Raw genomic sequence first — 24,810 nt, forward strand, 5'->3', positions numbered from 1 at the left:
CCTATAAATTATCGTACTTTTCTAAGAGTTCTTCTAAAACTTCTATTCTTTGTCTGATATCTTTACCTTCATCTGTATCTTTTATAAGCATCCTAGGATGGAGAACTTCTATTTCTTTTATATTTGGCCTATAAGAGCTAACTTCATCTGTGATTGATTCGTAATTGTTATGCTCAGCTAGGGAAACTGCATGGGAGTTAAATACTAGGGTGTAACCAGAAATACCTGTTTTAGCGTGATATGGTTTTGCTATACCACCATCGATTACATATAATTTGCCCTTGGCCTTTACCGGTAACTCTCCCTTTTTTGTTTTTACTGGCACATGGCCATTTACAATTCGCCTACGAGTTGCTGTTACTCCAAATTCATCCAGGATCATGTCTACTATTTCTTCTTGGTTGGATAATTTGTAGTAAGGGTTGTAGATTTCTTTTCTTAGTTCTTCCTCTTCTATAAAGATATTTTCAAAGTAGGAAAACTGTGATTTACCAAAAAGTGGGGATTGCTTGCCGTAAAATAAATACCAAACTATATCTAAAGAAGCTTGGTCGTTATTATAATAAGCAGACCTAGCAATTTCATCAAATTTATCAAATAGGGCCTTGCCTGAATAATTCTTGCCCCATATTTCCACATCCATAAAGGTTCCGTCTTCGTTTAGAGGGATGCAACCATGAAATAATAGGGAACCATTTTCGATTTTATAAATTGCCCCATGTTCGTATAAAAATTCTATGTGGCGGTTTAATTTTACTCCTCGTTTAAAGTCTAGGGCTAGGGCATCAATTACTGCTTCTTCTGATGTGGTTAATTTTAATGGATCTTTTGGATCAACGGTAGGGAAGTGGCCATCTTTTAAAGAAGCTCCCTTGTAGGTTTTATTTTCAAAGTCTATGATTTTTAGGAAGTTTCTATCTTCCATATTAAAATCAGGATTACGTTCTAAAAGTTTGCCATCAAGCTTATAACGGATGATTGATATGGCCTTAAACATCTTGGCAGCTATTTCTGAGCTGATGTTATCATAAAGATTTTTATCAAATATCCTTGGCATAAATAATTCGCATGGATCATCCTTATAAGTTATGATTGCAAATTCATAAAGCGGTCTTAGATTTATTCCGTAACCATCTTCTAGCATATCAAAGTTATTGTAGGAAATGGCATTTGCTATACAAGCTGCAACTAGCGCTTTATTACCAGCTGCTGCTCCCATCCATTCTATATCGTGGTTGCCCCATTGGATATCAACGTTTGGAAAAGTTAAAAGTTCATCCATAATTATCTGTGGGGAAGGACCGCGGTCATAAATATCCCCTACGACGTGGAGTTTGTCTACACTTATTCTTTGGATAAGAGTTGTTATAGTTACTATAAAATCTTGAGCATTATCGTATCTTATAATATTTTCTACTAGCTTATCGTAGTATTGTTTTTTATTAAACTCAGAATCGTTAGTGTATAAAAGCTCATCTACAATATCTGTAAATAGGTAGCCAAACTTTTTCTTTACATAGCTTTTGGCATACTTAGTAGAAACGAATCTAAATAAACTTATTAGCCTATGAATGGTTATTGTTAGATAATCTTCTGTCAGTTCCCCATTCATCTCCATATCGTGGAGGACTTCTTTGGGATTATAAATTAATTCACAAAGCTTGTCTTGTTCTTCTTTTAAAAGAGTTTCTCCAAAATGAATAGAAGTTTTTTCTCTAATATTTCCTGACGCAGATTTTAAAAGTTGCAAGAAAGCTGGTGCTTCTCCGTGGACATCGGAAAAAAAGTATTCGGTGCCCTTTGGTAAATATAACTTTGCATTTAAAGTTATAAGCTCGTCTTTAATAGCAGCCTTACTGGGATAATATTCTTTTAGAAGTTTAAAATAATTTTCATCCATAACCTACCTCAATTTTTTAAATTTTTATTTTTTATCTTTGTTAATATCGTCTATCTTTATTCTAGTAAATTGGGATTTGTCAAAAACTTTATCTTCTTTTTCTTTCTTTATCTTAACAGCTTCATCTTTTCCATAAATTTCTCCGTCTTTTTCTTTGTTTTCATAAGAAGTTTTATTGGTAGTAATTTTTGGAATTTTTTCTTCATTTTTACTAGTAGCTTTATCATTACTTTCAAAGACCATTTTTTGATCTTTTTCTACTAGCTTGCGATTGGATACTTTATTATTTTTAACTATTTTCTTTTGGTCAATAGATTTGGTTTCTTGGTTTACTTTTGGATTTTTATCGGTTGATTTTTTATTATCCTTAACTACCTTTATCTCATCTGTATTTTCTACAACTGTGCCAACTTCTATATTTTTATTTGTTTGATTTTCTTTTTCGCCTGCAACATCATCAAATTCTATAAAGTCATTTACTCTACTAGCTTCACTTTGATAGTTATTTTCTTTTAGATATAGACCGCGAGTCTTAGCTATCAAACCCAAAAGTGAATTTAAAACTAAAAGTCCATTTAGGGCAAATATAACAAATATTATATTTGTAGTTAGATTTCTAAATGTTATATAGAAAAATATTGTAAGTGCTAAAAATAATAAGCCAAATACAAAGTTTGATAGGTGATATTCGCCAGTATCACCAGCCTTATATATGTGTCTAGTGATTATAAAGTTTACTATAAATAGTAGGGCAAAAATCAATATAAATATTGGCTTTACAATACTAGGTGATATTCCTTGAAAACCTAGTAAATCTAAAAATGATATTAGTAAGCTAGTATCAACTAAGATAGTAAATCCTATCCCTAGTAAAAATAAAATAGTAACAAGGGACCTATATATTCCGGTTATTATACTAAATAATTTAACTGTATCTTTCATATCTCCTCCATTGGTCTCATTATAACATAAAAGGCCTATATTTAGGATTTATTTATCAATAAAACTAACAAAATCAGGTCGCAATAATAGCTTAAATTCGTATAGTAATAGTAAAGTGAGGTAATTTATGGATTTTTATGAAGTATTAGAAAAACGAGTTTCTACCAGAAAGTATACTGATGAAAAAGTATCAGAAAAGGATATTGAAAAATTAATAGATGCAGCCTACAAAGCGCCTATTGGATTAGGAGCATATGATAACTCTCGATTAACAGTTATTAAGGATAAGTCTTTAATAGAAGAAATTAGCAAAGAGTATATGCAAAAATTAGATAAAAAGGCTGACCCTTTATTTGATGCTCCGTTGTTGATTATATTTTCATCTGATAATAAAGAAAATGACCTAAGATTTCAAGATGCTGGATGTGTTTTAGAAAATATTCATCTTGCTGCAACTAGCCTTAACCTAGGTTCTTGCTATATTAGAGGAGTTTTTCATAATTTGGGTGATAATGCCAAATACATTGAAAAATTAAATCTTGATGAGGGATTCTACCCAGTAAGCGGCATTGTAATAGGTCATAGCAAAGATGAGCTATTAGGTAAAGAGCATACTATAAAAACTAATATTATATAAATTAGAAAAATTACTTGACAAATCCTAGTTAAACATAGTATAATTAAGCATTGCTAGAAATCTACACACAAAAGATTTTTATTCGTTATTAAGGCTAAGATATTTGCGTATTTTTAGCCTTTTGTGTTTTTAAAAGATAAGGAGTTTTTAATTAATGGCCCAATATCACAATGAGATGTTTGGAAGAACTGAGAGAGTGAGCTTTTCCAAATTCCCTCAAGTCTTAGATCTACCTAATTTACTAAAAGTTCAAAAAGATTCATATGAATGGTTTTTAAATGAAGGTCTTGGCGAAATTTTAGAAGATATTTCACCAATAGAAGATTATAATGGAAACTTAATTTTAGAGTTTGTTGGATATGAATTTGATGAAGAAACAAAATACACTATCCAAGAAACAAAATATAAAGATACAACATATTCCCGTGACCTAAAAGTTAAGGCAAGACTTATTAATAAAGAAACTGAAGAAGTAAAAGAACAAGAAGTTTTCATGGGAGATTTCCCAATGATGACAGATTCTGCAACTTTCGTAATAAACGGCGCAGAAAGGGTAATTGTAAGTCAACTTGTTCGTTCTCCAGGAGTTTATTATGCAGAAGAAACAGATAAAGCTGGGGATAAATTATATTCTTCAACTGTAATTCCAAATAGAGGAGCTTGGATAGAGTTTGATACAGATGCAAGCCACACTGTAAATGTACGTCTTGATAGAACTCGTAAACTACCAGCAACAACTCTAGTACGTGCACTTTTATTTGAAACTGATGATGAAATTATAAATGCACTTGGAGATACAAAACATCTTAGAACTACCTTAGAAAAAGAAAATTCTGAAACTAGTGAAGAGGCTTTAATTGAAATTTATAGAAAATTAAAACCAGGAGACCCAGCAAGTTTAGAATCTTCTCAAAATCTTATAAATAACCTATTATTTGATGATAGAAGATATGATTTAGCAAAAGTAGGAAGATATAAATACAACTTAAAACTTGCCCTATGGCCAAGAATTGAAGGCAGAGTTGCAGCAAATGACGTTATTGATGGACAAACAGGAGAGCTTTTCGTAAAAGAAGGCGATAAAATCGATCGTCAAACAGCTATTGCAATTGAAAATGCAGGTATAAACTCTGTTGACATTATAAAAGTAAACAATGATGAGGAAGACCAAGTCTTAAGAATAGTTGGTAACCACTTTGTAGATATCACTTCTTTTGAAGAACTAGAAGATGTTGACTATGATATAGATGAATTCTCAGAAAAAGTTTACTACCCAGTAATGAGAGAAATCATTGACCAATATGACAATGCGGAAGAAATTTTAAATGCAATGAATGCCCGCAAAAAAGAATTATCTCCAAAAAATGTTACAAAAGCAGATTTACTTGCAATTGTAAACTACCAATTTAACCTATTTGAAGGTATTGGTGAAGTCGATGACATCGACCACTTAGGTAACCGTAGAGTTCGTGGTGTTGGAGAATTACTACAAAACCAATTTAGAGTTGGTTTAGCTCGTATGGAAAGAGTTGTTCGTGAAAGAATGACAACTCAAGACCCAGATTTAGCTACACCACAAGGGTTAATCAACATAAAACCTGTAACAGCTGTTATAAAAGAATTCTTTGGTAGCTCCCAACTTTCACAATTCATGGACCAAACAAATCCTATGAGTGAGCTAACCCATAAAAGAAGATTATCAGCGCTGGGACCAGGTGGTTTATCAAGAGATAGAGCAGGAGTTGAAGTACGTGACGTCCACGATTCTCACTACGGTAGAATTTGTCCAATAGAAACTCCAGAAGGACCAAATATCGGTCTTATAACATCTCTTACAACCTATGCAAGAATTAATAAATATGGATTTATCGAAACTCCATATAGAGTTGTAAAAGAAGGTGGAGTTGTTACAGATGAAATTGATTATCTAACAGCAGATACAGAAGATAACTACATCATTGCCCAAGCCAACGAACCTCTTGATGATGAAAATAGATTTATAAACGAAAGAGTATCAGGTCGTGGTCTTAACGGTGAAAATGATATTTATCCAAGAGAAAAAATCCAATACATGGACGTTTCTCCTCAACAGATCGTATCAGTAGGAGCATCACTAATCCCATTCTTAGAAAACGACGATAGTACTCGTGCGCTAATGGGTGCCAACATGCAACGTCAAGCAGTTCCACTACTAAAAGCAGAAGCTCCAATCATTGCAACGGGAATTGAGCATAGAGCTGCAAAAGACTCTGGTGTTTGTATAGTTTCTAAAAATGCTGGAGAAGTAGTATATGTTGGTGATAATCAAATCAAAGTAAAAAGAGATTCTGATGGAGAAATTGACTCTTATGAATTATTAAAATTTGAAAGAGCCAACCAAGGTACAACAATTAACCAAAGACCACTTGTAAGAAATGGTGATAAAGTAGATGCCAATGAAATATTAGCAGATGGTCCTTCTACTAAAGATGGAGAACTAGCTTTAGGTAAAAATATCCTAATTGCCTTTACAACATGGGAAGGTTACAACTTCGAGGATGCTATGCTTCTAAACGAAGAATTAGTAATCGATGATGTACTAACATCAGTTCATATAGAAGAACACGAATGTGAAGCACGTGAAACAAAACTAGGTGCAGAAGAAATTACCAAAGATATACCAAATGTCGGCGAAGATATGAAAAAAGACCTTGATGAAAATGGGGTTATAAGAATCGGAGCTGAAGTAAAATCAGGAGACATCCTAGTTGGTAAAGTATCTCCAAAAGGAGAAACAGAACTTTCACCAGAAGAAAGATTACTAAGAGCAATCTTTGGTGAAAAAGCACGTGAAGTGCGTGATACATCACTAAAAGTACCACACGGTGAAGAAGGTATTGTAGTAGATGTAAAAGAATATAATAAGAAAGATGGAGATGAACTATCTCCAGGTGTAAATAAAGTTATAAGAGTTTATGTAGCAACCAAAAGAAAAATCATGGTTGGGGATAAAATGTGTGGTCGTCACGGTAATAAGGGGGTTGTTTCTCGTATATTACCACGTGAAGATATGCCATTTTTACCAGATGGTACACCAGTACAAATCTGCCTAAACCCACTAGGTATACCAAGCCGTATGAACCTTGGACAAGTACTAGAAGTTCACATGGGACTTGCTGCAAGAACTATGGGATGGAAAGTTGCAACACCAGTATTTGATGGTGCAACAGATATAGAAATCGAAGATGCTTTAGAAGAAGCAGCACAAACTGCTCCATACATCAATAAAACAGGAAAAATTGAACTACGTGATGGTAGAACAGGCGAAAGTTTTGAAAACCCAGTAACAGTTGGGGTAATGTATATGCTAAAACTTCACCACATGGTAGAAGAAAAAATTCACGCAAGATCAATAGGTCCATACTCACTAGTAACCCAACAACCTCTAGGTGGTAAGGCACAATTTGGTGGACAAAGATTTGGAGAAATGGAAGTTTGGGCGCTAGAAGCATACGGAGCAAGCCACACCCTACAAGAAATCTTAACTGTAAAATCAGATGATGTTACAGGACGTGTAAAAACATATGAAGCTATTGTAAAAGGTGAAAATATCCCAGAACCAGGCACACCAGAATCATTTAAAGTATTAGTAAAAGAACTACAATCACTTGCCCTTGATGTTGAATTACTTGACCAAGAAGGAAGTGTTATAGAGCTAAAAGAAAATGTTGACGAACAAGATAGATTTAGCCAAGTAGATAAAATAGATGCATCAAAAATTAAATCCCAAACCAGATCTTTAACTCAAAACTCAACTGAGGAAGTTTCAAATATTGAAACAAATCAAACTGCTGTAAAAGATGAAGAAAATGTCGAAAGCAGTGATGATATCCTAGCAGATGGTGAATTTGAAACAAGATATGAAGAGACTGATAGCGAAGGATTTAGTATCGAAGAATTAGAATAGGGAGATTTATGAGCGAATTAACACAATTTGACGGGATGAGGATGAAAATCGCATCCCCTGAAAAAATCAGATCCTGGTCTCATGGTGAAGTAAAAAAACCAGAGACAATAAATTATAGAACCCTTAAACCAGAAAAAGATGGTCTATTTTGTGAAAAAATCTTTGGACCAACAAAAGATTACGAATGTTCTTGTGGTAAATATAAAAGAATCAGATATAAAGGCGTAGTTTGTGAAAAATGTGGTGTTGAAGTTACAAAAGCAAAAGTACGTCGTGAAAGAATGGGCCACATAGAGCTTGCAGCTCCAGTATCACACATTTGGTACTTTAAAGGTATCCCATCAAAAATGGGACTACTTTTAGATATGAGTCCAAGAATTCTTGAAAAAATTCTATACTTTGCATCATATGTAGTAATAAATCCTGGTGAATCTGGATTCGCCTTTAAAGAAGAAATCTCAGAAACTCAATATCAAGAAGCTATCGAGCTACACCCAGATGATATGGAATTTCATGCAGCAATGGGAGCAGAAGCTGTAAGAGAACTTCTTGCTAGCATTGATCTAGAAAAAGAATACGAATTATTATTAAAAGAGCTAGAAGAATCTACAGGTCAAAAGAAAGTTAGAATCTCAAGACGTCTTGAAGTTGTAGATGCCTTTATGACATCTGGCAACAGACCAGAATGGATGATTTTAGATGTGCTTCCAGTTATGCCACCAGAACTAAGACCAATGGTACAACTTGAAGGTGGTAGATTTGCTACATCTGACCTAAATGATCTTTATAGACGTGTTATAAATAGAAATAACAGATTAAAAAGACTTTTAGATATCGGTGCTCCAGAAATCATCGTTCGTAACGAAAAAAGAATGCTTCAAGAAGCAGTAGATGCCCTAATTGATAACGGTCGTCGTGGCCGTGCTGTAACTGGTGCATCAAATAGAAATATGAAATCACTTTCTGACCTACTAAAAGGTAAGTCAGGTAGATTTAGACAAAACTTACTTGGTAAACGTGTAGACTACTCCGGTCGTTCAGTAATCGTAGTAGGTCCAGACCTTAAATTTAACCAATGTGGTCTGCCACAAGAAATGGCCCTTGAATTATTTAAACCATTTATAATGAACAAGGTAGTAGACCGAGGTATGGCTCACAATTTAAAATCTGCTAAAAAAATGGTAGAGAAAAAAGACCCACGAGTTTATGATGTCCTAGAAGAAGTTATAAAAGACCATCCAGTTTTACTAAACCGTGCTCCAACACTACACAGACTTGGTATCCAATCATTTGAACCAGTTCTAGTAGAAGGAAAAGCAATTAAACTTCACCCACTTGCATGTAACGCATTTAACGCCGACTTTGATGGGGACCAAATGGCTATCCACTTACCTTTATCAAATGAAGCGCAAATCGAAGCAAGACTTTTAATGATGTCTACAAACAACATCCTTGGTCTAAAAGATGGTAAACCAATCACATCTCCTTCCCAAGATATGGTGCTAGGTGCTTATTACCTAACAACTATTAAAGAAGGCGCCAAAGGTGAGGGCATGGTATTTGAATCTACAAATGAGATGAAAAAAGCTCTTCTAGCAGGAGATGTAGAATACCAATCAAGAGTAAGTGTTAGAGTAAAACACTCACCAGAAGATCCAGGAAAAATTGTAGAATCCTCAGTAGGTAGATTTATCTACAATGAAGGAATTCCACAAGATTTAGGTTATGTAAATAGAAAAGAAGATCCATATTCTCTAGAAATTAACCAAGTAGCAGACTCTGGAGTTTTAAAAGATATTGTAGATAGATGCTTTAGAAGACATGGAAATATAAAAACTGCAGAAGTTCTTGACTACATCAAACAAACAGGTTACAAATACTCAACTTTATCAGGTCTTACAGTATCTATGGCCGATGTTACTATTCCAAAAGAAAAATGGGATATCATAGCAGAAGCTGATGCTGAAGTAGATAATTACGAAAAATTATATAGACGTGGTTTAATCACAGATGAAGAAAGATATGAAAAAGTTATTGATATCTGGAGAGAAACTACAGATAAAGTAACAGAAGCCCTATTAACTGATTTACGTAGTGATAACAACATTAAAATCTTTGCTGATTCTGGTGCCCGTGGTTCTACAAACCAAATCAGACAGCTAGGTGGTATGCGTGGACTAATGAGTCAGGCCGATGGTAAAACTATCGAAATCCCAGTAAAAGCGAACTTCCGTGAGGGACTTTCTGTACAAGAATACTTTATTTCTTCTCACGGTTCTCGTAAGGGTCTTACAGATACAGCTTTAAGGACTGCTGACTCAGGTTACTTAACACGTCGTATGGTAGATATTTCCCAAGATGTTATTGTAACAGAAGATGATTGTCATACAAATGGTTATGTAGAAGCTTACGAATTTAAAGATGGTAACGAATTAATCGAAAATCTTTACACTCGTATAGTAGGTCGTACATCATTTGAAGATATCAAAGATGAAAATGGTGAAATCTTAGCTGCCAAAGACCAATTAATCGATGAAGATACAGCAGAAAAAATTGTTGCAGCTGGAATTAAAAAAGTAAAACTTCGTTCAGTATTAGAATGTAGAGCAAAACAAGGTGTTTGTGCTGCATGCTATGGACGTAACCTTGCAACAGGTAAACCTGTAAATATCGGGGAAGCAGTAGGAATTATTGCTGCCCAATCAATCGGTGAGCCAGGTACTCAGCTTACAATGAGAACCTTCCACTCTGGTGGTATCGCAGGTGTAGGAATTACATCAGGTCTTCCAAGAGTAGAAGAGTTATTTGAAGCACGTAAACCAAAAGGTCTTGCTTATATTGCAGAAAATAGCGGGACAGTAACCCTTATCCAAAATGAAAAGAAAACAGACGTAGAAATCGAATCAGAAGATGGACACGTACAAAAATACAATATTCCATTCGGTTCTAGAATCATAGTTCGTGATGGAGATGTAGTAGAAAAGGGCCAACAACTAACAGAAGGTTCCCTAGATCCACACGATGTTTTAAATGTACTTGGTAAAATTGGTGTCCAAGACTATATTACAAAAGAAGTTCAAAAAGTATATAGAATCCAAGGGGTAGAAATCGACGATAGACACATCGAAGTAATTGCCCGCCAAATGCTTAAAAAAATTAAGATTGATGAATCAGGGGATACAGAATTCTTACCAGGTTCCCTACAAGAAAGACGTGATGTTGACCTTGTAAACGAACAAATGATTGAAGAAGGAAAAGAGCCTGCAGAATATACCCAAGAATTACTTGGTATTACAAAAGCATCTCTTGCAACAGATTCTTGGTTATCAGCAGCATCCTTCCAAGAAACTACAAGAGTTCTTACAGATGCATCTATAAAAGGTAAAGTAGATGACCTAATGGGTCTAAAAGAAAATATCATTATAGGTAAACTTATACCAGCAGGTACAGGTATGAAACGCTACAATGATGTAGAAATAGACTATGAAACAAAAGAACTAGAAGATGCGCAAATTGCTATGAACATAGAAGAAGCTGAAAACTTAGAAGCTGATGAGCAATTACAAAAATAAATAAATTTTTAAAACAACCGATTAAAGTCGGTTGTTTTTTTATGGTTAACTTTATTATGCTAAAAATAGGGTATAATTATCAAAAATCACAAAGCAATTTATAAAAAATTATGGGAGGACCTATGGATGGATAAAGAATACTCAGTTTTTAAAGCTAAATCTATTGAATCTTTGAAAATTTATAAAATAATAGCCGGAATAATTACTAGCCTTATATTTATAATTTCTTATGCTTATCCAGTTTTTCTAGATATAAGTAGTTTTGACCCTAATCAGGGAAATTTTATAGTACATATTATATTAAGTCAGATTAAAATTCTAATAGCCTACGTAATAAGTATTCTAATCCATGAGCTAGGACATTTGTTTTTTGGTCTAATCTGTTCTAGGAAATTTGAATCGATTAGTATATTAGGCTTGACATTTAAAAAAGAAGATGGAAAATATAAATTTACTAAATATAAATCCAAAAACCCAGGTATAGGGCAAGTAGTTACTACAAATTATGGAAAATATGATAATGCTAAATTTATCCTATACAATCTAGGTGGACTTATATTTTGGTTTATTACTTTAATTATATTATTTTCCACTAATAAGGGCCCATACCTTAGATCAATTACCTTAGGCCTTACTCTAATAGAATTAGTGCCGATGAGATATGCAAGTGGATTGGGTGGAAATGATATTTACAATGTCTTATCCTTAATATTTTCTCCAAATATTCGCTCATCCTTTAAAGTTTACGAAGAAATGGACCCCTTATATGATGATGTAAGCTATAGCTATGAAGATTTAAAAGAAATTGAAGATTGTCTGCTTAATTCTGGCTATCTTTTTAATGAACATTCATTATATATTTACTATGCAAGGTATTTTCTTAAAGAAAGAAAAATACCAGAAGCAATACACTATTTAAATCTTGCAAAATCAATGGAGGCTGATTTTCCAGATGGAGAAAAGTTTTATTATTTAGAGGATGATATAGAAAAGATAGAAAATGAGTTGGCCTTAGTAGAAAAAGTTAATTATTAAACAAAAAACTGACCTTAGAAATTAATCATAAGGTCAGTTTTTTTGTCTATATTATTTAAATATTTCTTTTAATGCCTTGTAGGTATTAATTCTATTATCTACTCCGTAAATAGGGGTGAAGGCTAGGATTTCATCTAGTTCAAATTGGTCTACTTCATCATGGAGGATGTTAGCAATTTCTTTTTTGCTACCCTTTAGGATAAATCTATTATCATATGATTGTTTTAATAAAGCTTGTTCATTTAAAGTAAATTCATAGTCTTTTACCATTTCTGGATCGATAAGACCTTTGGATGCTCCTCTTGCTTGTTGCAAGTGGAAATAATCAAAGGCCTTACCTAAGTATTCTAATTCTTCCTTGTTATCTGAAATTAGCATCTTATAAGACATAGAAATATAAGGCTTGTCAGCAAAGCTAGATGGCTTGAAATTATCTTTATATTGGCTAAATAAGCTAGCTGGGGTTTCTACTGCAAAAAATTTAGCGTGAGAGTAAGGAAGTCCCCACTCGGCAGCCATGCCCATGGCTTGTCCTGTAGATCCTAGCATCCATGGCATAACTAATTTTTCGTTATTATTTGGCATTGCTTTTACTCTTTTATATACTGGGTCATCTGGAGTTTTATCTTCCAGGTAATCCAGAATTATCTTTATTTCCTCGTATAAATTGCGAGTTTTGCTAGGAAAATATTGATTTAGGGCGCGCATTTCTAAAGGACCAGATCCTGGTGCACGGCCTATACCTAGGTCAACTCTGCCAGGAGCAAGTTCTGCCATAGTTTTAAAAGTTTCTGCCACTTTTAATGGAGAATAGTGCATGACCATAGTTCCGCCAGTACCTATAATAATATTTTCAGTTTCTGATAAAAAATAAGTTGCAAGAATCTCAGGTGCAACTGAAAGCAGATTTTCAAATCCGTGATGCTCTGCAAACCAATATCTATCATAACCAAGTTTATCTAACTCTGCTACCATTTTCCTGGTATCATTAAATACATCTTGATTTGTTTTTCCTTGTTCTCTTAACAATAAATCATGAACTCCAAGTTTCATATTTACCTCCTTAAAGTTTTAGAAAATTGTTAACATTATTATACTCTAAGTAAGTTAATATTGGCATAAAAATATCAACCCTACTCTTATGTAAAATAGGATTGATAAAAAAATTTAGCCTTAATCAAATATTTCTTTTAGTAATTTATATGTTTTTATTCTATTATCTACACCAAATATAGGAGTAAAACATAAGATTTCATCTAAGTAAAATTCTTCAGCTTCATCTGCCAAAATATCTGCTATTTCTTGCTTAGTTCCCTTTAATAAAAATCTATTATCATAGCCTTTTTTTAGAATAGATTGTTCATTTAAAGAAAACTTATAGTCTTTTAATTCTTCTGGATCTATTACTCCAGAAAAATCACCCTTTGTCTGTTGGATGTGAAAGTATTCATATGATTTTGATAGATATTCTAGCTCATCTTTGTCATCGCTTATTAAAATCTTATAGGACATAGAAATATATGGTTTATCTGCAAAAACCGATGGTTTAAAATCAGACCTATATTGTTTAAAAATCTCAGCTGGTGTTTCATAAAGAAAGAATTTTGCATGAGAGTAGGGTAGACCAAATTCGGCAGCCTTTGGAGCTGCTTTTCCTGTAGATCCTAACATCCATGGATGTACTCGCTTTTCATTATTCATAGGAACTGCTTTTACAAATCTATAAACTGGGTCTTTTGGTTTTTTATCTACTAGATAGTCTAGTAAGATTTCGATTTCGTCAAAAAGCTCAGGGGAATTTCCATCGAATTTGTGGTTTAAAGCACGTGTTTCAGAAACACCACATCCTGGAGCACGTCCTATACCTATATCTACTCTTCCTGGAGCAAGCTCGGCCATAGTTTTGAAATTTTCTGCAATTTTTAGAGGAGAATAATGCATTACCATACATCCACCAGCACCTATTTTAATATTTTCTGTTAGTGCTAGAAAGTGGCTGGTAATTACCTCAGGGGCTACTGATAATAGACTCTCATAGCCATGATGTTCTGCAAACCAGTACCTATCATAACCAAGTTTGTCTATTTCTAAAACTAATTTTTTGGTATCATCGAAAGCTTCTTGGTTAGTCTTTCCTTGCTGTCTTAACATTAAATCATGAACTCCAAGCTTCATATATACCTCCTAAGCTTTAATAATATTAAATTAATTATACCATAGCTAAGCATTATTATTTAATTAATTTGTTATTATATTGATTAATATATCTTTAAGTTTGTTAGAAAAATTGATTATTATATGTTAATATAGCTAAATATTATGCTTGAAAAGTAATGTATAATAAAGGAAATGGTTATCAAAGTGTTTCAATATAAAAATATAGAAATTTAAAGTTTTTGTTAAGAGAAATTAAACAATAGTATATGAGGAATTAATATGAAAGATTTTAATTCGCAAGAAAACTTTATAAATGGGCTTAAGAGTGAGGTTAAGTCTGATAGGAGCTCTCTTGTAGGTGAAAAATTTAATATAATTTCTATGATGGGTGAAGTGAAATACGAGGTTAAGGTCAAAAAACTTATAGGTCAGGGTGGATCTTCTCTTGTGTATGAAGTTTGTGTAGATGATAATTATCCTCCTTTAAAAAAGATGATAATGAAAGAATTTTACCCAAACTATAACCCAGATTATATAGTTGCTGAAAGAAATCCTATAAATAGGCTAGAACTCTACTTTGATGCAGATGATAGGAAAGATGAAGAAAGAGTAAAAAAAGATCGTGATAAGTTTATAGATTCCTATAATAAGCACATAAGAATCCTTGAGATGGATTCTTATTTAGATGGTAGGATTGTAAGACCTTATAGGGTTGAGATTGATAATTCTTACCTATTTTCCCTATACGAAGTAGATACTGCTACAAGTGTAGATAAGTACTATAATCTAGATTTGGCTAGGATTGTAGATATTTTAATCCAAACTACTGATATTTTAATCCACCTTCATAATAACAACATCATATACATGGATCTTAAGCCTGCAAATATTTTATATGATTATAATAATAACAAGGTAAAGTTATTTGATTTTGATGCAGCTATAGACTTAAATGAACTAGACTCTATAAATGAATTCTTTATGCCAAATGAAAAGGCTCTTATACCACCTGAACTTAGATTTATATCTGATATAAGCAAAAGAAAAGAAATATTTATTACAGAAGAAATAGATTTATACATGCTAGGAGCAACCTTTTTTACACTGCTAGTAGGCAGGACTCCTCTGAGTATGGAAAATGAAGATATGGATTTTCTTGAAAGAAATATCAGGGATGTTTTAAACCATAAGTCTAATAAAATCTTGATAAATGAAGTAGCTGAAGATGAAATTGTAAAACTACTAAAAGATAGCCTATCTATGCACAGATTAATAGATGCCGCAGACTTTAAAAACAGGCTATTAAAGATAGAAGAAAATCTAAGGTTTAAGAATAATAAAGAATTTTCTAATATAATATCGGCAGCATATTTTCTAGTTTATAATAGGCTCTATAATTATATTACTGAAGATAAGAATGGTAAAAATATCGATGTGGCCATAGTTGGAAATAATGATATATCAAGAATGTTTTTTACTTTTATATTTTCCGTTGTAAATATCAAAGATGTAAAATTAAATATTAGCTTGTATGATAAAAATCCCAAGGTATTTTATAAGCAAATGCTAAGCGAAAATCCACTCCTAGCAGAAACAGCAAATATTTCATTAAATGGGAAGGAAGTAAATAAATACATCAACCCAGATATAACCGATACACCTTATGCTTATATAAATTTTTTATCCTCTAAAGAAAGAATAGATCAATCATATATTTTGATATTAGATGAAACGGGTTATGATTACTACCGCTTAGCGGATATATTATATAAAGAATTTAAGGATGATGAGAAAAAAAGAATAATATTAAACTACTCTAGAAATAACCATGAAGTAGATATAAGACAGGATAATAATATATCTCTTTTTAACCTTGATTTAGCTTCAACCTCTACATTTAAAGATAGAGACTTTAACGATAAAATATTAGATGAAGCTTATGAGTATTATTTGTATTATATAAGAAGTAATTATGGGGAAAGGGTAGATTATGCAAATACTTGGGAAAAGTTTACTAGGGATGATTTTTATAATTTGAAATCATCATTAAGAGTAGCCCTTTCTATAGAATATTATAAATATATGGCTGGAATAAAAGATGATGATAATGTGGCTAGTAATTTTTATAAACAAGTTTTAAATCCAAAAGATTCTGATTTAACAACTATGCGAGATGTATTAGCCGATTATGAACATCAATCATGGAATAGGTTTATGATAGTCCAAGGATTTAGAGTACCTAATGATAATCAACTTGCAGCCTATGCCTATATTGATCAAAAAAACCATGTAGATTATCAAAAAAAGTTTCACCCGCTTATAGCTAATTCCAGTACTAAAATTATAAAAAGTGGGAGTGTTGATAAGCTTACTGCAGCCAGCATAAGAGTAAATAAGCTAATAAAAGAGAAAATAATATCCAAACAAGAACAAGTTAAATCTAGGATGCTTAATATTTTAAATAATACCTTATGGGATGATAATAAGTATCTTGTAGAACTTAGACCTTTGTGGATAGACCTAGTAAAACTAGCAAATAATATTATAGAAAATGAGTACTATGCTGATAATTCTTTAAACATTCTGACTTACGAAATAGAAGAGATATTAAACCAAGCAAAGCCAGACTTAGCAGTATTATCCTATGACTACTACCAAATTAGAGATGACTTAAATCTAATTATAAAAAGAAATAAGAAATATGACATAAAGGATATTGACTACATGGTAATAGATTCTATACCTCTTATATCTTCAGCCAGAATAAAAACTATTTATAAACCCTTTGTAGCTAATGATGAAAATTTATGGGCAAATATTATTGCTACTATAAAATTCCATCCAGAAAAACTCGTTTTCCTAAGCGATGATCCAGTAGATGAAAGGAAATTATGCAGGATAGCCAGTTTTCTAAAAAATAAGAGATTACAAAAATCTCTTAATATTGAGCTTATTACTTATGAACAGCTTAAGTATTATAGTAAAGAAAATGCGGTAGTGGATTTAACCTTAAATACTCATGCAGATGGGAAAAGACCGGAGCTAGATGGTTTAGAGTATGTAGAGTATACAGGTTCTAACAAATGGTTTGGTAACTATAAGGCCTTAGATTTTTATAATAATAAAAGTTCTTTAACTGTAGAAGAAACTTTTTTTCTAAATAATGCGACTATTCATGATAATGGCGCTTTAACAAGTATTACTAGATTAGTTGATTATTTTCCATTAATATGGGATACCTATCTAAGTCTAAACTCCAGAGACTGGAAAAGATTTGTGGATGCTATAAAATATAGTCAAAATTTTTATAGGCTAAATTTAGATGATTTTGAAATAATGGAGAATCATAGCCTCATAGAAGCAGGGGATTTTATATTTAGAAAGGATGATTTGGTAAAGTATACATCTTTAAAAAATCTTTTAGATGATTTGGTAAAAGAGGGGATTCTTATAGAATATCAGTTACCAGTTAATCCAGGAAAATTAAAATTACATTCATATAACGATGACCTATCTATAAAGCTGGGTGATTTTATTTCTAAAAATATGTGGTCCTATAACCAAGACTTTAAGTTGGTAAGAGAAGAGCTCGCGGAAAGAAATTATGAGTATAGTTATAGCATTTACTCAGACAAGTTATCTTTTAATTATAAATACTGCATAGATAATCCAAAAGAGTTTGTCCTAAAAACAAATGATATTATGAATTATATGGATAGAAATAATGATGGCAGTACTACTAGAATATTTAACCAAGTAGACGATAAACCTTATCTAGACTATAAAAATGGAGAAGTAATATTAAATTACGAATATGGAGACGTTTCTTTTAGAGAATTTTTTAGTAGAAAAGGGAGTTTACTTAGAGTTTATAGCTATTTTGAGCTAATAAAACATTCTAATTTCTTTGATGATATCAAATTAAGAGCAAACCTTAGGTGGAAGGCCTATGGAGATTATAGAGAAGATAGCTTGCCAATCCAAAATACATTAGATATTGTATGTACAAAAGGTTTTTCAACTATTATTATTTTGACTATAGAAGATAACATTAAAAATGAAGATCTCTATGAGATAAATAATTATACCAAACAATTTGGAATAGATGCTAAGCCTGTACTAATTACTTCAAATACTGATGATGATACCAGTCAAATAAAAATGATTGCAGCTGCTGGTGGAGTATATCTTATCGATAGGCAAATGTTAATAGAAAATAGTGTAGCAGACTATGTAAAAAATATAGCTACTGGTAAAGAAGACTGGCAAAATATATAAAAATATAAAAAACCTCATCATTTTACGATGAGGTTTTTTTCTTAGATTAATTTTTTTACTTCTTCTAAAGCTTTGTCAAAGTCTACTTCATTTGTTACTTCAGGAACATATTCTACGTAAGCAACTTCTCCATTTTTATCAACAACTACTACACCACGAGCTAGAAGTTTGTTTTCTTCCATCAAGAAACCATATTTTTCTCCAAATTCACGGTCTTTGTAGTCTGAAATCATTAGATTGTTTTCGATTCCTTCGTTTGAACAGAATCTTGCTTGAGCAAATGGAAGGTCTTCTGTAATTGTTACAACATTTACTCCTTCAAGTGAGCTAGCTTCTTTGTTGAATTTTTTAGCTTGTAGAGCACACACATCTGTATCAAGAGATGGAGCTACGGAGTAAATTACTACTTTGTTATCACAGCTTTCGCTTGACCATTCGCTTAGGTCATTATTTGTTGCTTTAAATGCTGGTGCTTTGTCACCAACTTTTATAGGTTCTCCGACTAAGTTTACTTTATTTCCTGCAAATGTTATATCCATTATTTAAATTTCCTCCTAAAACAATTCATTATACATATATCTTATACCCAAAAATTATGATTTTAAATTTTTCATAAAATCTTTAGCCATTTGTTCACTAGAAATTAAGACTGATCTTAAATCATTGTTAGAAATATCAACGCTTTCTGTCCACATACCATTTAAGTACAAATTTTTTATTTGCCCATATTTGCTTGTAAGGGGGTTATAAGAGGGATAACTTACATTAATATTCTTATTAACATCAGCCTCTATTAGCTTATTATTAAATAAATTTTTGAGTAAATCATCATTTTCGATGGCTTTGGTTAAATCTTTTTCAAAACCTTGAGCATTATAAATCTTATCTATTATAAATTCCTGATTATTTTCAGTTACAACCTTAAATTTGCCCTCTATATAATTTATCTTGTCGGTATCTTCTATAACCTTAATTTTGCCTGCTTCTAAATAATCTAAAATTTTTTCTATAGTAATAGCTGGAGTCTTAGTCATAAGATAAACAATTTTTGGTAAATATTCTTCTCTAAATTTTATTTGGTCTTGCCCATAAAATGAATTATAAAGTTTACTGCTGACATACCATAGTTCTAGGGTATAGCTTTGGCAAAATTCTAGCTTAAAATCTTTATCTTCTAGGGCTTTTTTAGAAAGTTCTGGGCTATTATCTTTATAATAATTATAAACCTCATCAAAATCTATTGATGCATTTTTAAAATCAGACCTAAAAGCTTTTTCAAAATCAGAAAGCTTTACAAAACCTTGCTCATCATTATGGTCATCCACCCAGGCATCATCAATGGAACAAATATTTTTTGGATAATGGTTGGTTATTTCTGGTAGGGCAAAGAAGGTACTGTTTGTAAAAAAATATAAGGGGTTTTTAAAGTCAAAATTTTCCCTTAGATACCTATAAATATCAATAGCAGTTGGACCTGTTCCAATTATTCCTATCCTATCATTATCTTTTATATCAGAAATCTTTTCTCTAAGGGGATAGGGATTTGCAGTGTAGTTTTTATATGCGTTTAGATTATAATCATCCTTATAATATGATTGCCCAATAGTTAGAAAAACTGCTTGGTAGGGTCCATAAGATTTATTGTTAGTTTCTAAATTAAATATGTCTTTATTTTTAAAAATATTTTTAACCTCTGAATGGTGGATAGACACATTTTTATGGTTAATATATTTTTTATAGCTATCTTTGGCATATTCTCCAAAAATTGGACGGGGTATTTTCCCCTCATAAGTTGGTAGAGAATCATAATTTTTCTCTAGCCAATTTTTAAACTCATTTTTATTATCCAAATTTATATTCATATGTCTTATAGGCGTGTTTAAGATTTTACATAAACTATCATCTTCATAAGCTCTTCCTACAGCAAGCTCACTACTATTTTCAAATACATCTATGTAAATATCTTTGCTAAATTTTTTATCTTCAATTATATTTTTTAGGACATTTGCCCCACTTATACCACAACCAACTATAGCTATTTTCATAAAATCTCCTCATTCTTTTGATGATAATTATATAATATATATACCAATAATTAAATAAGGATATTTGTTTTATAAAAGATTTGACATCAAGGACTTAAGATAGTACACTTATTAAGTATTGGCAACGGATATGCCAATTTATTAAATTTTAAAAGAAAAGGAGGTGCATTATGCCTACAATCAACCAACTTGTTAGAAAAAGTAGAAAAAGTACAGAAACAAAATCTAACACACCAGCATTAGGTTACAACTACAATACTTTAAAAGGTAGAATTACTCCTAACCAATCACCACAAAAACGTGGCGTTTGTACATCAGTAAGAACAGTAACACCTAAAAAACCTAACTCAGCTTTACGTAAAGTTGCCAGAGTTAGACTTACAAATGGTGCTGAAGTACTTTCATACATCCCAGGAATTGGTCACAACCTACAAGAACACAGTGTTGTACTAATCAGAGGTGGAAGAGTAAAAGACCTTCCAGGTGTGCGTTACCACATCATAAGAGGTACTCTTGATACTGCAGGAGTAGATGGACGTAAACAAGGTAGATCTAAATACGGTGCTAAAAAGAACCAAAACTAGAATCTAAAGATACAAGTGCATAATGTACCTATAATTAAGATATAAATTATTAGAAAAATTATGGTATAGTCATGCACACTAACGACAAATATTAGTCGAGTACTAATGATATTACACATAATTGGTAAAGGAGGGAAGCAAAGTGTCAAGAAAGGGACATATACCAAAAAGAGAAGTAATGCCTGACGCTAAGTATAACGATAGAGTTGTAACAAAACTTATCAATAACGTTATGCTTGATGGTAAAAAAGGCCTTGCAACAAGAATTGTCTACGATGCATTTGCCATTGTAGAAGAAACAACAGGAAATGACGCACTAGAAGTATTCTACCAAGCGCTTGAAAACATTATGCCTACACTAGAAGTTAAAGCAAGAAGAATCGGTGGTGCTAACTACCAAGTTCCTATGGAAGTTAGACCAGAAAGAAGACAAACTTTAGCTTTAAGATGGTTAGTTAATTTCTCAAGAGCTCGTGGTGAAAAAACTATGGTAGAAAGACTAGCAAAAGAAATTCTAGACGCATCTAACAACTCTGGTGCAGCTGTAAGAAGAAAAGAAGAAATGCACAGAGCAGCAGAAGCTAACAAAGCCTTTGCACACTACAGATATTAATAGGGGGAAAATTTGGCTAGACAAGTTTCACTTAAAGATACCAGAAATATCGGGATTATGGCTCACATCGATGCCGGAAAAACTACTACAACAGAAAGAATCCTATATTACACTGGTAAAATTTACAAAATAGGTGATACTCACGATGGTACAGCAGTAATGGACTCCATGGACCAAGAAAAGGAACGTGGTATTACAATCGGTTCAGCTGCAACCACAGCATTTTGGAAAGATCACAGAATTAATATTATCGATACTCCAGGACACGTGGACTTTACTGTAGAAGTAGAAAGATCACTAAGAGTACTTGATAGTGCTGTAGCATTATTCGATGCTAAAAGTGGGGTAGAACCACAATCTGAAACTGTTTGGAGACAAGCTGATAAATACCACATTCCAAGAATTTGTTTTATTAACAAAATGGATGCTACAGGTGCAGACTTCTTCATGGCAGTTGAAACAATTAGAGATAGATTAAAAGCAAATGCAGTACCTATAGAAATTCCAATAGGATCTGAACAAGAATTCCAAGGTGCAGTTGACTTAATTACAATGGAAGCTGTAACTTACAACACAGAAGACTTAGGTGCTCACCCAGTATATGGAGAAATCCCAGCAGATCTTAAAGATCAAGCTGAAGAATACAGAAACAACCTTTTAGAAGAATTATCAGAAATTGATGATAACATCATGATGAAATACCTAGAAGGTGAAGAAGTTACTGTAGAAGAAATTAAAGCTGCAATTAGAAAAGGAACAATCGAACAAAAGATTTTCCCATGTCTATGCGGTTCAGCATACAAAAACAAAGGTGTTCAACCACTTCTAGATTCTATCATTGAATTTATGCCAAGCCCATTAGATGTACCAAGCATTAAAGGTATCGATCCAAAAGATGAATCAGTTGAAATGGAAAGAAAAGCAGATGATAATGAACCAACAAGTGCATTAGCATTTAAAGTTGTAACTGATCCATATGTAGGTAAATTAATCTATACAAGAATTTATTCAGGTACAATTGAATCAGGTTCATACATCTACAATGCAACAAAAGGTAAAAGAGAACGTGTTGGACGTATCATGCAAATGCACTCTAATAAACAAGAAGAAATCGAAACAGCATATGCTGGAGATATCGTAGCTTTATTAGGACTTAAAGATACAACAACAGGGGATTCATTATGTGATCAAGATAATCAAATTATCCTTGAAAAAATGGAATTCCCAGATCCAGTTATCTCAGTTGCTATCGAACCAAAAACAAGAGCTTCACAAGATAAGATGATTGTAGGTCTTCAAAAACTAGCAGAAGAAGATCCAACATTCGTAACAAAATCTGATGAAGAAACAGGTCAAACAATCATCTCAGGAATGGGAGAACTTCACCTTGAAGTTATCGTAGATAGACTACTTAGAGAATTCAAAGTAGAAGCTAATATCGGTAACCCACAAGTAGCTTACAGAGAAGGTATCTCACAAGAAGCAGAAGCACAAGGTAAGTTTGTAAGACAATCAGGTGGTTCTGGTCAATACGGTGATGTTCACTTAAGAGTAATCCCAGGTGAAGAAGGATCTGGTATCACATTTGAATCACAAATTGTCGGTGGTTCAGTACCAAGAGAATACATCAGACCAGTTGAAGAAGGTGTACGCGAAGCAGCAGCAAATGGTATCCTAGGTGGCTACCCAATGGTAGATATGCATGTTATCCTTTATGATGGTTCATACCACGAAGTTGACTCATCAGAAGTAGCATTCCACGTAGCAGGATCTATGGGTCTTAAAAATGCAGTTGAAAAAGCTAAACCAGTACTACTAGAACCAGTAGAAAAAGTAGAAATTACAACACCAGATGAATATCTAGGAGATGTAATGGGAGACGTATCAAGCCGTCGTGGTAAAATTGATGGAATGAATCCAAAAGATGGTATCCACGTACTAGATGCATTTATCCCACTTTCAGAAATGTTTGGTTATGCAACAGACCTAAGAAGTAAAACACAAGGTAGAGCAACATACTCAATGCAATTTGACCACTATGCTCAAGTACCTGAATCAGTAAAAGAACAAATATTAGATAAATAATTAATAGGAGTTAATAATGAGTAAAGCACAATTTGACAGAAGTAAACCACATATTAATATCGGAACAATCGGTCACGTAGACCACGGTAAAACAACAACAACAGCAGCGATTACACAAGCTCTAAACAAAAAATACGGTACAGGTGAATTCGTAGACTACGAAAACATCGATAAAGCACCAGAAGAAAGAGAACGTGGAATCACAATCAACACATCAGTAGTAGAATACGAAACAGCAAACAGACACTACGCACACATCGACGCTCCAGGCCACGCTGACTACGTTAAAAACATGATCACAGGAGCAGCACAAATGGACGGTGCAATCATCGTAGTAAGTGCAGCCGACGGTCCAATGCCACAAACAAGAGAACACATCCTACTAGCACGCCAAGTAGGAATACCAAAAATCGCAGTATTCCTAAACAAACAAGACCAAGTAGATGATGACGAACTAATCGAATTAGTAGAAATGGAAGTAAGAGACCTACTTTCAGAATACGAATACGATGGAGACAACGCACCAGTAGTAGTAGGATCAGCACTAAAATCCCTACAAGAAGGTGGAGAAGGCGAATGGTCAGACAAAATCCTTCAATTAATGGAAGAAGTAGACAACTACTTTGATATTCCAGAAAGAGACAACGACCAACCATTCCTAATGCCAGTAGAAGACGTAATGACAATCTCAGGACGTGGTACAGTAGCAACAGGTAGAGTAGAAAAAGGAACACTAAAAGTAGGCGATACAGTAGAAATCGTAGGCCTAACAGACAAAACTTCAGAAGCAGTAGTAACTGGAGTAGAAATGTTCCACAAATCACTAGACCAAGCAGAATCAGGAGATAACGTAGGAATCCTACTAAGAGGAGTACAAAGAGACGAAATCTCAAGAGGACAAGTACTAGCAAAACCAGGAAGCGTACAACCACACACAGAATTCGAAGGCCAAGTATACGTACTAACCAAAGAAGAAGGTGGACGTCACACACCATTCTTCAGTGGATACAGACCAC

The 24,810-nt window shown here is 33.0% G+C and carries 15 protein-coding genes; 9 read left to right on the forward strand and 6 right to left on the reverse strand.

From position 1 onward, the window contains the following. Nucleotide 1: 1 nt before the first annotated feature. Both ACCQ40_RS08085 and ACCQ40_RS08090 read right to left on the reverse strand, forming a co-directional pair. Complete coding sequence (locus ACCQ40_RS08085; RefSeq protein ID WP_410033327.1) at nt 2-1,900, reverse strand: fructose-bisphosphatase class III; 1,899 nt, start codon at nt 1,898-1,900, stop codon at nt 2-4. Nucleotides 1,901-1,924: 24 nt separating this feature from the next. Next, the gene (locus ACCQ40_RS08090) at nt 1,925-2,842 is read right to left on the reverse strand and encodes a CvpA family protein (protein WP_410033328.1); all 918 of its coding nucleotides are present in this window, start codon (nt 2,840-2,842) and stop codon (nt 1,925-1,927) included. 127 nt (nt 2,843-2,969) lie between these two features. On the opposite strand from ACCQ40_RS08090, the gene ACCQ40_RS08095 reads away from it, so the two are divergent. The 4 genes from ACCQ40_RS08095 to ACCQ40_RS08110 all read left to right on the forward strand — a co-directional run bounded on the left by ACCQ40_RS08095 (nt 2,970) and on the right by ACCQ40_RS08110 (nt 12,032). After that, nucleotides 2,970-3,479 carry a nitroreductase family protein gene (locus tag ACCQ40_RS08095; protein WP_410033329.1) on the forward strand — a complete coding sequence of 170 codons (510 nt, stop codon included), beginning with the start codon at nt 2,970-2,972 and terminating at the stop codon, nt 3,477-3,479. 154 nt (nt 3,480-3,633) lie between these two features. Further along, nucleotides 3,634-7,425: a DNA-directed RNA polymerase subunit beta gene (gene rpoB / locus ACCQ40_RS08100; RefSeq protein ID WP_410033330.1), complete on the forward strand. Its 3,792-nt coding sequence runs from the start codon at nt 3,634-3,636 to the stop codon at nt 7,423-7,425. Nucleotides 7,426-7,433: 8 nt separating this feature from the next. Then, nucleotides 7,434-10,997 carry a DNA-directed RNA polymerase subunit beta' gene (gene rpoC, locus ACCQ40_RS08105; protein WP_410033331.1) on the forward strand — a complete coding sequence of 1,188 codons (3,564 nt, stop codon included), beginning with the start codon at nt 7,434-7,436 and terminating at the stop codon, nt 10,995-10,997. Between the two features lie 126 nt (nt 10,998-11,123). Beyond that, the gene (locus ACCQ40_RS08110) at nt 11,124-12,032 is read left to right on the forward strand and encodes a zinc metalloprotease (protein WP_410033332.1); all 909 of its coding nucleotides are present in this window, start codon (nt 11,124-11,126) and stop codon (nt 12,030-12,032) included. 51 nt (nt 12,033-12,083) lie between these two features. Here ACCQ40_RS08110 and ACCQ40_RS08115 read toward each other — a convergent pair whose 3' ends face one another. Together ACCQ40_RS08115 and ACCQ40_RS08120 are read right to left on the reverse strand one after the other, a co-directional pair. Continuing rightward, nucleotides 12,084-13,085 (reverse strand): MsnO8 family LLM class oxidoreductase, encoded by a 1,002-nt coding sequence (locus ACCQ40_RS08115; RefSeq protein ID WP_410033333.1) that lies wholly within the window; start codon nt 13,083-13,085, stop codon nt 12,084-12,086. Nucleotides 13,086-13,205: 120 nt separating this feature from the next. Next, entirely contained in the window at nt 13,206-14,207 is a 1,002-nt protein-coding gene (locus ACCQ40_RS08120) for an MsnO8 family LLM class oxidoreductase (protein ID WP_410033334.1), read from the reverse strand. A 261-nt stretch (nt 14,208-14,468) separates the two neighbouring features. Between ACCQ40_RS08120 and ACCQ40_RS08125 the strand changes: the two genes are divergently transcribed. Further along, a complete protein-coding gene (locus ACCQ40_RS08125) occupies nt 14,469-18,467 on the forward strand; it encodes a protein kinase domain-containing protein (protein ID WP_410033335.1) in 3,999 nt (1,332 codons plus the stop codon). 41 nt (nt 18,468-18,508) lie between these two features. Here ACCQ40_RS08125 and tpx read toward each other — a convergent pair whose 3' ends face one another. Beyond that, nucleotides 18,509-19,006, reverse strand: a complete 498-nt coding sequence (gene tpx, locus ACCQ40_RS08130) for a thiol peroxidase (protein ID WP_394011211.1) — start codon at nt 19,004-19,006, stop codon at nt 18,509-18,511. 54 nt (nt 19,007-19,060) lie between these two features. Next, nucleotides 19,061-20,512: an FAD/NAD(P)-binding protein gene (locus ACCQ40_RS08135; protein WP_410033336.1), complete on the reverse strand. Its 1,452-nt coding sequence runs from the start codon at nt 20,510-20,512 to the stop codon at nt 19,061-19,063. Between the two features lie 170 nt (nt 20,513-20,682). Between ACCQ40_RS08135 and rpsL the strand changes: the two genes are divergently transcribed. From rpsL to tuf, 4 genes are all read left to right on the forward strand, one after another. After that, nucleotides 20,683-21,096 (forward strand): 30S ribosomal protein S12, encoded by a 414-nt coding sequence (rpsL, locus tag ACCQ40_RS08140; protein ID WP_394011213.1) that lies wholly within the window; start codon nt 20,683-20,685, stop codon nt 21,094-21,096. A gap of 142 nt (nt 21,097-21,238) precedes the next feature. Then, entirely contained in the window at nt 21,239-21,709 is a 471-nt protein-coding gene (gene rpsG / locus ACCQ40_RS08145; RefSeq protein ID WP_394011214.1) for a 30S ribosomal protein S7, read from the forward strand. A gap of 12 nt (nt 21,710-21,721) precedes the next feature. After that, complete coding sequence (fusA, locus tag ACCQ40_RS08150; RefSeq protein ID WP_410033337.1) at nt 21,722-23,794, forward strand: elongation factor G; 2,073 nt, start codon at nt 21,722-21,724, stop codon at nt 23,792-23,794. Nucleotides 23,795-23,810: 16 nt separating this feature from the next. Then, a partial coding sequence (tuf, locus tag ACCQ40_RS08155; RefSeq protein ID WP_410033338.1) for an elongation factor Tu occupies nt 23,811-24,810 on the forward strand: 1,000 nt, incomplete at its 3' end.

This window comes from Anaerococcus cruorum, assembly GCF_046365495.1.
In the GTDB taxonomy this organism is placed as follows: domain Bacteria; phylum Bacillota; class Clostridia; order Tissierellales; family Peptoniphilaceae; genus Anaerococcus; species Anaerococcus cruorum.